The organism is Sphaerisporangium siamense, from assembly GCF_014205275.1.
Lineage (GTDB): Bacteria > Actinomycetota > Actinomycetes > Streptosporangiales > Streptosporangiaceae > Sphaerisporangium > Sphaerisporangium siamense.
In genome coordinates this window covers 98,488-111,236 of the sequence record NZ_JACHND010000001.1, presented here as the reverse complement: position 1 = coordinate 111,236, position 12,749 = coordinate 98,488, and the positions used below count along the sequence as shown (strand labels likewise).

General features: G+C 69.4%; 12 protein-coding genes. 8 read left to right on the top strand and 4 right to left on the bottom strand.

Annotation, left to right across the window (positions count from 1 at the left end; translation table 11 throughout):
• Positions 1-353: 353 nt before the first annotated feature.
• Together BJ982_RS00535 and BJ982_RS00530 are read right to left on the bottom strand one after the other, a co-directional pair.
• The gene (locus tag BJ982_RS00535; protein ID WP_184875502.1) at positions 354-1,025 is read right to left on the bottom strand and encodes a DUF4276 family protein; all 672 of its coding nucleotides are present in this window, start codon (positions 1,023-1,025) and stop codon (positions 354-356) included.
• A 5-nt stretch (positions 1,026-1,030) separates the two neighbouring features.
• Positions 1,031-2,116 (bottom strand): AAA family ATPase, encoded by a 1,086-nt coding sequence (locus tag BJ982_RS00530; protein ID WP_184875500.1) that lies wholly within the window; start codon positions 2,114-2,116, stop codon positions 1,031-1,033.
• 983 nt (positions 2,117-3,099) lie between these two features.
• On the opposite strand from BJ982_RS00530, the gene BJ982_RS00525 reads away from it, so the two are divergent.
• The 5 genes from BJ982_RS00525 (at position 3,100) to BJ982_RS00505 (ending at position 7,925) form a co-directional block, all read left to right on the top strand.
• Complete coding sequence (locus BJ982_RS00525) at positions 3,100-3,492, top strand: YybH family protein (protein ID WP_184875498.1); 393 nt, start codon at positions 3,100-3,102, stop codon at positions 3,490-3,492.
• 1 nt (position 3,493) lies between these two features.
• Positions 3,494-4,993 carry an aldehyde dehydrogenase family protein gene (locus BJ982_RS00520; RefSeq protein WP_203959114.1) on the top strand — a complete coding sequence of 500 codons (1,500 nt, stop codon included), beginning with the start codon at positions 3,494-3,496 and terminating at the stop codon, positions 4,991-4,993.
• A 40-nt stretch (positions 4,994-5,033) separates the two neighbouring features.
• Positions 5,034-6,245: an acyl-CoA dehydrogenase family protein gene (locus BJ982_RS00515; protein ID WP_184875496.1), complete on the top strand. Its 1,212-nt coding sequence runs from the start codon at positions 5,034-5,036 to the stop codon at positions 6,243-6,245.
• 29 nt (positions 6,246-6,274) lie between these two features.
• On the top strand, positions 6,275-6,739 hold the full coding sequence (locus BJ982_RS00510; protein WP_184875494.1) for a flavin reductase family protein: 465 nt from the start codon (positions 6,275-6,277) through the stop codon (positions 6,737-6,739).
• A gap of 151 nt (positions 6,740-6,890) precedes the next feature.
• Positions 6,891-7,925 carry a LuxR C-terminal-related transcriptional regulator gene (locus BJ982_RS00505; RefSeq protein WP_184875492.1) on the top strand — a complete coding sequence of 345 codons (1,035 nt, stop codon included), beginning with the start codon at positions 6,891-6,893 and terminating at the stop codon, positions 7,923-7,925.
• Positions 7,926-7,974: 49 nt separating this feature from the next.
• Here BJ982_RS00505 and BJ982_RS00500 read toward each other — a convergent pair whose 3' ends face one another.
• Positions 7,975-8,319, bottom strand: a complete 345-nt coding sequence (locus BJ982_RS00500; RefSeq protein WP_184875490.1) for a ferredoxin family protein — start codon at positions 8,317-8,319, stop codon at positions 7,975-7,977.
• A gap of 46 nt (positions 8,320-8,365) precedes the next feature.
• Positions 8,366-9,352: an NAD(P)/FAD-dependent oxidoreductase gene (locus BJ982_RS00495; RefSeq protein WP_184875488.1), complete on the bottom strand. Its 987-nt coding sequence runs from the start codon at positions 9,350-9,352 to the stop codon at positions 8,366-8,368.
• A gap of 264 nt (positions 9,353-9,616) precedes the next feature.
• Between BJ982_RS00495 and BJ982_RS00490 the strand changes: the two genes are divergently transcribed.
• From BJ982_RS00490 to BJ982_RS00480, 3 genes are read left to right on the top strand one after another with little or no spacing between them, the layout of a single operon-like run.
• Entirely contained in the window at positions 9,617-10,864 is a 1,248-nt protein-coding gene (locus BJ982_RS00490) for a Rieske 2Fe-2S domain-containing protein (protein ID WP_203959115.1), read from the top strand.
• A gap of 36 nt (positions 10,865-10,900) precedes the next feature.
• A complete protein-coding gene (locus BJ982_RS00485; protein WP_184875486.1) occupies positions 10,901-11,857 on the top strand; it encodes a DODA-type extradiol aromatic ring-opening family dioxygenase in 957 nt (318 codons plus the stop codon).
• Positions 11,854-12,744 (top strand): alpha/beta fold hydrolase, encoded by an 891-nt coding sequence (locus tag BJ982_RS00480; protein ID WP_184875484.1) that lies wholly within the window; start codon positions 11,854-11,856, stop codon positions 12,742-12,744. Before BJ982_RS00485 ends, BJ982_RS00480 begins: the two co-directional genes overlap by 4 nt.
• The last annotated feature ends 5 nt before the right edge of the window (positions 12,745-12,749 follow it).

Here is a 12,749-nt window from a genome sequence, read left to right as displayed (position 1 = left end):
TCTGGGCGAAGCGCTGGAGCGGAACGCCGACCGGCCGGAGTGTTTGGATCACCTCAAGGGTCGGCCTCTAGATCAACGTTCTCCCACGGAAGCCCCGGAGTTCCCGTGCAGGCCGAGACGGCTCGCCAGGACGCAAAGCGCGCCGAGGCAGTGGTTGGGAGCGGTCTGATCGTCCCCGACGGCCCCAACGGAGTCGCATGTTGCCCCCTGGAACCCGAGACGCCCTCAGCGTCAAGCGGGACCCTCACCCGCCCTCACCGGCGAGGTGGCCGGCCTCATCAACGAAGCGTGGAAGGACCTGTGAACCGCGCCGGGAATCCTGGTAGAGCCACAGCAACCAGATCCGGTTCGTGTCAGGATTCTTGCTTAAGTGCGGTATTCACCGCAGAGAACCAGGCGTCCGCGTGAGGGCAGGCACTCCTGATGGCGTCGATGCCGATCTCGGCTATGACGAGTGGGCCGTCGGAGGTCTTGCGGTACCGCGGATATAGACGCATTAGACGCTTGGAGGGGGCTGTGCTGACCCCGTCGTTGACCAGTTCGGCACCTTGGGCTTGCGCCACAATCGCTTGGACGGCCTGGGCGAGTGCGTCATTGCCGGTGAGTTCGCCGAGTGCCTCGTGGCCCAGCAGGACCCACGCCTCCAATTCGTGGAGTACCAGGTGCGGCAGGAAGCGAGGGTCGTTAATGGCATCGGCCATAGCACGCTCGACGTGAGCCACACGGTCATGTGGCGAACTGGAGGGGCGTGTCGCCATGCCGGGCACCTCGGCTGGGAGCCCGTAGTAGTCCAGCATGGTTGTCAGGATGGTGATAGAGGAATCGCCCAGGAGCAGGCGGATCTCTGAGGCGAGTCTGCCCCACGTGGACAGTCCTCCCCTGTGGGAAGGGCCAGCTGCGGGACGTTTGGTTGTAAAGATGGACCAAGTGACGTAGACATCGAAGCTGAGCAGGTAGGGCTCGATGACTTCGCGTACCACGGTCTCCTCGGTCTGGCCCTCGCACAGGATGTGCAGTCGGCGCATTCCCGTCACCGCGGCTCGGCCTGCGGCCTGCCACCGAGCAGATTCTTCTCCCACAACTCACCCAAGGAGTACTCCGCCAGCCAGTCGGTTAGCACTGCGGGGTCAAGGCGATTGAAGACCGACGCTCCCCTATCGCGCTCGACGACGATGAGATCGTCTACCTCGAACTGGTTCATGAGCGTCACCGACTGGGTGGCGATTAGGACCTGGCTGGCGCTGCTCGCGGCGCGCAGCATGTCGGCCAGTTGGATGATGGCATAGGGGTGCAGACCGAGCTCCGGTTCGTCCAGCACGACAAGGTTGGGAAGGTCGGGCAAGCTCAGCAAGGTGGTGAGGCAGATGAAGCGGAGCGTTCCGTCCGACAGCGCGTCTGCGGGGAAGACGACGTCCGAGGCCTCTTGCTGCCACCGTAGTCGGAGCCGGCCGTTCTCCTCGATGAGCACGAAATCCCTGAAGAACGGCGCGACCTGCTGGATCGTTCGGACGATTCTTCTGTATGCGGCGTGGTCTTCCTGCTGAAGGCGAAGCAGGATGGCGGCCAGGTTTCGGGCATCTGGGTGCAGTGCGATGTTGTCGGAGGCGAACCCTGTCTGTTTGACGGGGGCGTTCGCGCTGGTGTCGTGGAAATGGAAGACGCGACAGCCCCGAAGCGTGTCAACTACATGCCTGGCGACGGATGACAAGTCTCGCTCATCGATCTCATCCAAGAGGCGGGTCTCTCGATGGCCCCGTCCTAGGACATGTCGTTCGCCACGCAACTCGATACCTTCATTGCCGAAGATCAGCTCATCGCGAGCTGCCGGTATGAGCCTGGCCCAGTACTCGCCGAACGCGAATTCCAGGCGCAGGGCGATCTCTGGGACGCTCTCGCCTCCGCGATAGAGCAGGGCGGAGGCCCCCCCCGCCTGGCCGACGAACAGGTTCAGCTCTTCGTCGACGATCCGGCCCAGCAGGGCAAGGACGGAGATGAAGTTGCTCTTGCCTGCACCGTTGGCACCGATCAGAACATTGAGATCACGCAACTCCACCTTGGTGGAGCGGATCGAGGAGTATCCCTTGATCCTGATCGACTGCAATCTCTGTGGCGCCATGTGCCCAGCTTAGAGTGATCCTCGCATGCGGGGAGTCCACCCTCCTGCGGTCGGAGAGTGAGCACACCACTGCTCGACTCAGATCCTGGCGCCGGAGGTGCCGGAGACCCGAGGGTTCTCTGAGCGAAGTCGCGGCTTGCGTAACTGGGGCGTAGAAGGCCACGAATGACGTGGTGGCTGACCGTGACCGGTAGTGGACATGTGCAATATGATCTTGTAAAGGATGCACACAGCGCGTCGCGTTCGTGCAGCTCATACCACATATCAGGGTCGTTCAAGCCGCATACTCCTAAAGCGGTGCTCTTTGGGGTGTCGCGGGCTTCCGTTCCTCGGACCTGACGGTCCTGCGGTACGGGTCCCCTTGTCATCCAGTAACGCCGGCTGCTGTCTGAGTAGAGTCTCGTGCGTCTGTATGTCCGGCGGTAGACGTCAAGAGACGATCTTCTTCCGGCTTGTGAACCGTAGGTCAGGGGTCCGATTCCCTTGTTGGCTCTCCAGGGCCCCGCGCCGCTCTCCAGTGCCCTCTCCGTGAGGACCTGTCCTATGAGGGGCCGGATACGGGCGTTGTACGTGAAAAATGCCCTCCGCTCCGGACGGTTTTCCCAGAGGTCCGCCCCTTCGACCCCGAGGTCAAGGGCCGCAGGGCCGGAGATGGCGTGGCCGGAACTGCTCATTGGCTGAGTACTGCTCCGCCATCGCGCGGCGGAGTAGTGAACCCCCCGAAGCCGCACGGCCGGCGTACAGGAAATCCCCGTCTTGTAGGGCGGAGAGGATGTCAAACGGACGAGACCTGCCCCGTCAAGGCCTTCCGGACCACCTGTGCTCCGAGTGAGACCGCAGTGACCTGGGTGTCGTAGGGCGGAGAGGCGATCGGCATCCCCTGGGTGGGGGATGGGGGTGGGACACCGTTTTGGTGGGATGTGGGGGTCTGTGGGCGAATCCTACGGTGAAGGGCATTCAGGCCCTTTCCGGGAGGAGCGACCATGGGTTCGCGCAATAGCGTTACCGAGCTCAATGAGCTGTTCGTTGAGGCGATGAACGCCGGAGATCTTGATCTGGCGATGTCCTGCTGGGACGAGGACACCGTCTTTCAGACCGCGCCGGGGACCGAGCCTGTTCGTGGGCTGGGCGGGCTGCGGGGGGCGCTGCAGCAGTTCATCGACACCAAGCCTCATCTGACGATCGAGGAGCTGCACCGGGTCGAAGCGGGGGACGTCGTGCTGGTCGCGCTCAAGTGGCATTTGGTCGGGACCGGGGCGGACGGGCAGACGGTCGAGATGGGGGCCGTGGACAGCAACGTCTTCTGTCGTCAGGCCGACGGTACGTGGCGTATCCGCATCGACAACCCGTTCCACTCCCAGCACATCGGCTTCTGACGTGACCGCCACCGAAGCCGTGACACAGCGGCTGACGCTGACGGAGCCGCAGCCCCTGCTGATCGGCGGCCGGGAAGTTCAGGCCGGCCAGTCGTTTCCCGCCGTCGAGCCCAGTACCGGGCGGGTCTGGGCGCAGGTGGCGGCGGGGACGGCCGGGGACGTGGATCGGGCGGTCGTGGCGGCGCGGAGGGCGTTCGAGACGTGGCGGAAGAGTTCGCTCGATACTCGGCAGGCGTTGCTGTGGGCTGTCGCCGAGCGGTTGACGCAGGACGCGGGGCGGTGGCCGGCTCTGCTCGCGACGGAGAACGGGCGGGCCATCCGCGAGGCGGGGCTGATCGACGTGCCGACGGCGGCGGAGATCTTTCGGTTCTTCTCCGGTGTTGTCCGGGATCTGCACGGGCGGACCATTCCTTGTGGGCCCGGTGCTCACGTGTCCACCACGCAGCGGCCGGTGGGTGTCGTCGCGGCGATCGTTCCGTGGAACTCGCCGCTGATCTCGGTCGCGCACAAGCTGGCGCCCGCGCTGGCGGCGGGTAACACCGTCGTGGTGAAGCCGTCCGAGCTCGCCTCGGTCAGCACGGTGGAGTTCGTGCGGCTGGTGCAGGACCTGTTCCCGCCCGGCGTCGTCAACGTCGTGACCGGGTTCGGCCACGACGCGGGGCGGGCGTTGGTGTCGCACCCGGGCGTGGCCAAGGTGAGCTTCACCGGGGGCACCGAGACCGGGCGCCGCATCCTCGGCGACGTGTCGGACCGGCTGGTTCCGGCCCTCATGGAACTGGGCGGGAAGGGCGCCATGGTGGTGTGCCCGGACGCCGACCTGGACACCGTGACCGAGGACGTGCTCACCGGCATATTCGCCGCGAACGGCGAGGTGTGCTTCGCCTCCTCGCGGCTCATGGTGCACCGTGACCGGTACGACGAGCTGCTCGAACGGATCACCGCACGCGCCGAGGCGATCGTCGTGGGTGACGCCCTCGACCCGGCGACGCAGCTCGGCCCGCTGGTGACGGCGCGGCACCACGACCTGGTCGCCGCACGGGTGCGGACCGCGCTGTCGGAGGGAGCGGAACTCCGGGCCGGCGGCCGTGTGCCGGAGATGCCGGGCGAGCTGGCCGGGGGCAGCTACTACCGGCCCACCGTCCTGGCCTCGCCCGACGGCGCGACCAGCGCCTCGTGCGAGGAGTTCTTCGGTCCCGTCCTCACCGTCGAGGCGTGGACGTCCGAGGACGAGGTGGTCGAACGGGTCAACCGGGTCGCGTTCGGGCTGGCCAACGGGGTGTGGAGCGCCGACCTCGCCCAGGCGTACCGGCTCGCCGACCGTCTCGACTCCGGGATGGTCTGGGTCAACACCTGGTTCGCGACGCCGCTCGGCCAGCCGCAGGGCGGCGTCAAGGCGAGCGGCTTCGGCCGCGAGGGGGCCACCGCGACCCTCCTTGAGTACACCGCGACCAAAGTCGTCCACGCCAGCCTCGACACCACGCGTCCGCCGATGTGGACCTGAGGCGCACCAGTCACACCGAACGACCAAGAGGACGGACACCATGCACTTCGAACTCGACGAACACAGCCGGGAGCTGGCCGGGCTGGGCGCCCGGCTCGCTGCCGAGTTCGCCCCCCACGCCCGGGAGCACGACCGCGACCGCAGCATCGCCACGGAGAACTTCGCGAAGCTGCGCGACGCCGGGCTGTACGCCGTCGCGCTCCCACGCGACCTCGGCGGCCTGGGGGCGCGGACCACCCAGTGGCTCGCCACCGTCGAGGCGCTCGCCAAGGGCGACGCCTCGACCGCGCTGGGCTTCAACATGCACTACGTGGCGACACGGATCATCGCCACGCTCGACGCCGTGCCGGCCGACGCGAAGAAGCGGGTCGCCGACCTGGTGGTGCGGGACGGCGCGCTGATCTGCGCGCCGCTCTCGGAGCCGTCCGCGTCGAGCCTGCTGCCGGCCACCTACATGCCGACCCTCTCGGCGCGCCGGGTGCCCGGCGGGCTGGAGATCAGCGGCACGAAGATGTTCGCCTCCCTGTGGGAGGCCAGCGACTACGCCTTCATGTTCGCCCACCCGGAGTGGGCGGACGACCCGACGCACGTGGTCGGCTTCCTGATGCCGACACGCCAGGACGGCGCGATAAAGGTCACCGACAACTGGGACACGCTGGGCATGCGGTCGACCCGCAGCAACCAGGTCCAGATCACCGGCGCGTTCGTGCCCGAGGACCTGATCCTGTGCGAGTTCGACGACTTCCTCGGCAACTGGATCGTGGCCCAGGCGCACATCGCCTGGGGCGGATACACCGGCTGCTACCTGGGCGTCGCCGAGGCGATGGCGGAGTGGCTGCAGGACGCCCTCGGGACCCGTACGGCGAAGGGCCACGCCCAGCCGATGGGCTACCACCCGACGATCAGCACCGCGATGGGGCACATCGCGGCGCAGGTCGAGGCGGCCCGGCTGATGATGTACCACGCGGCGTGGGAGGCCGACGAGAACAGCGGGCCGAGCCTGCGGACCTGCGCGGCGTTCCTGCGGGCGAAGCTGATGGTCGGCACGGCGATCCACACGATCTCCACGCTCGGCACGACCGCCGGCGGGCTCAACTCGCTGATGCGCGAACGCGGTTACGAGCTGATGCTGCGTGACGCCATGACCGGTCCGATCATGCCGCCCAACGCGCTGGCCTGCGCGGAGATGGCCGGTCTGATCTCGATGGGGCTCGATCCGGGCCAGGCGCCGGCCCTGCGCGCGGCGTCATGACCCCGGCCACCTCCTGTGAGCCGGCTCTGATGCCCGACCCCGAGGCATTCCGGTCGGCGTGCGCCCAGTTCCCCACCGGGGTCGTGGTCGTCACCACGGCCCTCGACGGGAAGTTGTACGGCAGCACCGTCAACGCCTTCACCTCGCTCACCCTGGAACCGCCCCAGGTGCTGGTCTGCCTGGCGGCGACGTCTCGCACGTGGTCGGCGATCGAACGGTCCGGGGTGTTCGCGGTGAACGTGCTCGCCTCCGGCCAGGCGGCCACGGCCCGGTTGTTCGCCTCGAAGGATCCCGACAAGTTCGGGTGCGTGGACCACGTTCCCGGCGCGGTCGGGGCGCCGCTGCTGGCCGGGACCGCGGCACGGTTCGAGTGCGAACTCGCCGGGACACTGCGCAACAACTCGCACTGGATGATCATCGGGCGCGTGGTCTCGCTGGCCTCCGACCCGAGCCGCGAGTCGTTGCTCTTCCTCCGTGGCCGCCTGACCGGATGACGGTGCCACGCACCCCGCCCCGCCGGGTCCGCTGAGCGGACCCGGCGGTTGGCGTGCGACGACGTCTTCCTGGAAGGTGGGGGCGGAGCTAGTCTGGGCGGACGCTCGGTGCGGGACTGCCCAGCCGAGCGCATCCAGAGTGGAGCACGTCATGGGGAACCCCCTCATCGAGCCGGTCCTGCCGCCCACGCTCGTCGCCGAACTGGTCACCTCACCCTCTCTCGAACAACTGCTGAACCGCTTCCTCGACGAGGCGCCGCGCCGGCTCTCCTCCTTCGCCGCCGGCGTCTACGTGCACGACCACGCGACCGGGCGTCCCGCCGCCGCGGAGGTGCGGGGCCTCGGCAACTACTACGTGCGCAGCTACGAACGGCACGGCCGGGACCGCGATCCCGTCGTCCAGAGCGCCCTGCGCGACCGCCGGGTCTGCGACAGCGACTCCCTGATGTCGCGGGAGGAGTGGCTGAAGCTCCCGGTCGTGCACGACGTGTTCGCGCCGCACGCCATGGCGCGGGTGCTGTGCGCGCCGTTCGTCGTCGGCGCCGAGGTGGTCGGCACGCTGAACCTGGCCCGGCGGGACGGGGAGCCGGAGTTCACCGAGGAGGACCGCGACGCCGCTCGTGCGGCGGCCACGGTGCTGGGCATCGCGGTGTCCGCGGTGCGTGAACGTGCCTCGGCCGAGCGGGAGCGCGTCCAGCTGACCGAGGCGTTGGACCGTTGCAGCACGCCGGTGGTGCTCACCGACCTGGGGCTGGCGCGACGTCACCTCAACGCGCCCGCGGCCGCCTTGTTCGACCGGCTCGGGGACGCCCGCCCGGAGGTCGAGCGGCTGCTCGACTGCGACGACGACGAGAGGGCGGTGGCCTCCTGGACCGCCGGCGGCGGCCAGGGGGCCGGGCTGCACCTCACGATCACCTCGCAGCGGCTGCCGAGCCAGCCGGACGTGATCGTGTCGGTCATCGCCACGCGGGACGCGTCATCGCGTGCGATCGCGCCGGCCCGTCTGGCGTTGCTCACGCCACGCGAGGTCGAGATCGCCACGCGTGCGCTCACCGGCCGCCGGGACGGCGAGATCGCGGCCGATCTGGTCATCAGCCGGCACACGGTCAAGCACCATCTCAAGTCGATCTACGCGAAGCTCGGCGTGCACACGCGCGCGGAACTGCTCGACCGGCTGCTGTTCTGAACCCGCTTTCAGGTCCGGGAGCCCGCCTCGAACGGCGGCTCCCTTCTCGTCATGGGGCGGGGTGGCCGGCGACCAGGGCGGTGTCGGCGCCCACCTCGCCGATGTTCCGCGCGCCGCCCGGGTCGCCGAGGGGCAGGGCACGGCCCGGCAGCGGCTGCGCGAAGAAGAGGAGGGAATCCTCCAGATGGGCGTTCAACGTCTCGTCCCTGCGGGCGACACGGTCCACGACGATCGCGGAGACGGGGCATTCGACCTCGCACGCGCCGCAGTCGATGCACGCGGCGGCGTTGATGTAGCTCTTCCGCTCGCCGACGTAGATGCAGTCGACGGGACAGACCTCGACGCAGGAGCGGTCGAGGACGTCGATGCAGGCGGCGCCGATCACGTAGCTCATGGGTGTCCTTTCCGGAGTGGAGGGGTGTTCGCCCGAGGGGGCGAGGTCAGGCGCCGTCGGTGGAGTGGCCGGGGAACAGGGTGAGCCCGGGATCGAGGTCGACGGCCACGTGGTTCATGGCGGTGGCGACCTCACCGAAGCCGACGGACATCAGCCTCACCTTGCCCTCGTAGTCGGCGAGGTCGCCGGCGGCGTACACGCGGGGCAGGTTGGTCCGCATCGACCGGTCGACGGCGACCAACCTCGCCCGCAGTTCGAGGCCCCAGTCCCGCAGCGGCCCCAAGTCGCTGACGAAACCGAGCGCGGCGATCACGTGGTCGGCCGCGAGCACCGTCTCGTCCCCGGACCTCGACCGCAGCGTCACCTTCGCGAGGCGGCCGGCCGCGAGGTCTCCGTCGAGCGCGGTCACGTGCGTGTCGGTGTGAATCCGGGTCCGCCCGGCCCGGACGCGCGCGAGGGTGGCGGCGTGCCCGCGGAAGGCGGCCCGGCGGTGCACGAGGGTGACGGAGCGCGCCATCGGTTCGAGCGCGTCCGCCCAGTCCAGAGCGCTGTCGCCGCCGCCCACGATGACCACGTCCCGGCCGGTGTGCGCCCGAGGATCCACCACGAAGTACGACAGGCCCGTGCCGAGCCATTCCTCCCCGCACCCGAGCGGACGCGGGGTCGGGGTGCCGATGCCGGACGTCAGCACGACGGCGCGGGCGTGGACGACCGTGCCGTCGTCCAGCGTCACGACGGGTTCGCCGTCGCGGTGCTCAAGCGTCACCGCCTGCCTGCCCAGGAGGTACGTCGGGGTGAAGGCCGACGCCTGCTCCAGGAGGGCGGCGACGAAGTCGCGGCCCCTGATCGCGGGAAGCGCGGCGACGTCGCGGATCTCCTTCTCCGGATACAGAGCCGTCACCTGGCCGCCGGCCTGCGGCAGGACGTCGACGACGACGGTGGCGAGGCCGCGGAAGCCGGCGTAGTAGGCGCCGTACAGGCCCGTCGGTCCGGCGCCGACGATGAGGACATCGGCCGACACGGTCTCGGACATGGTCACCACAGGCCTCCGGGGAGTTAGGCGATGCGCTTCGCCGTCGAATGTAGGAACGGCGGCCCCGGGTAGTCCTCTGAGCAGGACCGCTCACCGGAACCGTCCGCGAAATTCCTCCGCCGCCCGCGCCGCCGGCCGCCGCGTTCCGCTGGGCGAACCGGACGCGTTGCCCGCCCTTCCGGCCGGATGGTCTGCTCTCGGCACCGGCATACGGCGATCTCGATCGCAGCGGGAGATGCCGCCGTGAAGACCCGTGGAGCAGACATGACCGAGACCGTGAACCCCCAGCCCGTGCCCGCCCAGGTGAGGCCCGCTCCGGCCACGCCGGTCCGAAGACACCGCGCGGGCATGCTGCCAGGCCGCCAGGACTGGTCGAGCTGGCCGCACTACCAGGCCGCCGGGGCCGGCTTCCGTGGCTACTGGTACCCCGTCTGCTTCTCCTCGCAGGTCGGAGACAAGCCCCGTGCCGTCACCCTGCTCGGCGAGCGCCTGTTCGTCATCCGCGACAAGGGCAAGGTCTACGGCATGAAGGACCGGTGCCCCCACCGGGGGGTGCCGCTGAGCTACGGCGACAAGCAGTTCCCCGGCACGATCTCGTGCGTCTACCATGGCTGGACCTTCGACCTGGAGACCGGTGACCTCAAGGCCGCGATCACCGACGGGCCGCTGTCCCCGATCTGCGGCAAGGTCACCCAGCCGACCTACGACGTCGAGGAGCGCCTCGGCCTGGTCTGGGTGTACATCGGCGACGGCGAGGAGCCGCACCCGATCGACGGGCAGCTCCCCGAGGAACTGGTCGGCAACCCGGCGGTCGTGGGCCAGCGGATCCAGGCCCGCCCGGGCGACTGGCGGTTCGCCTGCGAGAACGGCTACGACGAGGGACACGCCAAGTACCTGCACCGCACGGCGCTGTGGCGGCTGTTCAAGCCGATGCCGGTCTGGAACACCACCAAGATCGTCAAACGGGGCCGCTGGATCTACCGGGTGCAGAAGGAGCAGCACTGGGAGGCGGACTTCCCGGGGCTCGGCACCTGGTCGGGGACGGCCTGGTACAAGGCCCGTCGCCCGAAGGGGGTCCAGAACCTCGGCAACACCGCCTCGCACCGCAAGGTCGACCCGACGATCGCGGCCCAGGAGTTCCCCGGCTTCGCCTCCGTCAGCATGCCGGGCGTCCTGCGGATCGCCTACCCCACCTTCATCCACTACGAGTTCTACGTGCCGGTGGACGCCGGCAACCACCTGTACGTCGGCATGCTGGCCGACTTCAAGAAGGGCGTGCGGACGCTGCCGTTCTACGCGAAGTACCTCGGCGCGGTGCGGTGGCTCTTCCACGGTCAGTTCTCCGGACAGGACAAGTGGATGGTCGAGGTCACCGACGCGCCGCCGGAGAAGCTCTACCGCCCCGACGACTCGCTGCTGCAGTGGCGCAAGCTCGCCGAGGACACCACCGAGGAACGGCTGGAACGGCTGCGCGCCCAGGGCATCGAGCCCGCCGACGCCACCGCGGGCTGAGCCACGGCCGCACAAGGAACGGAGCCAGACAATCCGATGTCCGACATCGTGCTCGGGGTGGGGGCGTCCCACTCAACCCTGATGAACACCCACTGGGACCAGGTCGTGCACACCGACCGGGCCGAGGCCTTCCGCGGCGCCCTGGACACCGCCCGGCGGCGCGTCGCGGAGGCGCGCCCGGACGTGGCGGTGATCGTCGGGTCGAACCACTTCCGTGGCTTCTGGCTCGACCTGATCCCCGCCTTCACCGTGGGCGTCGGCGAGGTCGTCGCCACCGGCGAGGCGGGAACCCCCAAGGGCCGGCAGAAGACGGACCCCGGGTTCGCGCAGGCGCTGGCGGCCGACCTCGTCGAGGCCGGAACCGAGGTGGCGATCTCGGCCCGGCTGCAGATCGACCACGGGCAGTCGCACGCGATCCAGTACCTGCTCGGCGGACTGGACGTGCCGGTGGTGCCGCTGGTCGTCAACGTCTTCGCCCGGCCGCTGCCCACGCTGGCGCGCTGCGTCCGGCTCGGCGAGAACCTCGCCGCGGCCGTCCAACGGATCGCCGGGGAGCGCCGCGTGGTCGTGATCGCCTCCGGCGGGCTGTCCCACCGGCTCCCGTGGCCGAGCGACTGGACGGATCCGCAGGGCGACGACGAGGCCTTTCTCGTGGACGCGTGGACCAACGGGCGGGGCGAGTGGGAGCGGTACGACGAACGGCGCCGGGAGATCATCGTGGCCGCCCGCCCGACGATCTCTCCCGAGTTCGACCGGGAGTTCCTCGACGACCTCGCGAACGGCCGCCTGCGCCGGTACGCGTCGATGACGACCGACGAGGTGGAGTCCGCGGCCGGGAACGGCGGCCAGGAACTGCGCACCTGGCTGGTGATGGCGGCCGCCCTCGGCTTCGCGCCGGGCACACCGCTGGTGTACGCGCCCATGCCCGAGTGGCTCACCGGGATGGGCGTGGCCGTGCTCGATCCCACCGCGGCCTCGGGAGACCACCGATGACGATCACGCCCGCCCGCCTCCCCTCACCCCCGGCCGGCGCCGCGCCGGAGAGCCGCTTCGCCGACGCCGGCGGCGTCACCTACCACTTCCACGAGCTCGGCGCGGGCCCGGACACGATCTTCCTGCACGGCGGCGGCCCCGGGTGCACGGGCTGGAGCGACTTCGGCCCGGTCGCGCCGTACTTCTCCGCCGACCGGCACTGCCTGATCGTGGACATCCTCCAGTACGGCAAGTCCGACAAATGCCGTATCAGCGGCCCGATGTGGGACTTCCACGCCGCCAAGACCGTCGCGCTCATGGACACCCTCGGCGTCGAACGGGCCGACTTCATCTGCAACTCCTGGGGCGGCACCATCGCGCTGTGTCTCGCGGCCCGGTATCCCGGCCGCGTCCGCTCCCTCGTGGTGACCGGCAGCATGCCGGTCTTCTACGGACCGCTCGCGCCCCTGCCCGAACGCGGCCACCGCGGCCGCGCCGCCCGCGACGTCTATTACGGCGGCGAGGGACCCACCCGCGAGAAGATGCGACACCTGATCACCCGGCTGGAGTGGTACGACGCCGGCCGCCTGCCCGAGGAGACCGTCGACCTGCGATGGCGGCAGAGCCTCGACCCGGGAGAACGGGAGCTCGCCGCGATGTCGGACTCACCACGCGGCGACTGGCAGGACCTCACCGGCGAACTCGGGCGCATCGCGGCGCCGGTGCTCTTCGTGTGGGGACGCGAGGACGCGTTCCTCACCCCGGACTACCCGCTCATGCTGTCGCGGATGGTCGAGCGCGGAAACCTGCACGTCATGGACCACGTCTCCCACCACTTGCAGGAGGAACGGCCCGCCGCCTACCACGCGGTCGTCGACGGGTTCCTCCGCTCCGTCGACCACCCGTGACCCGG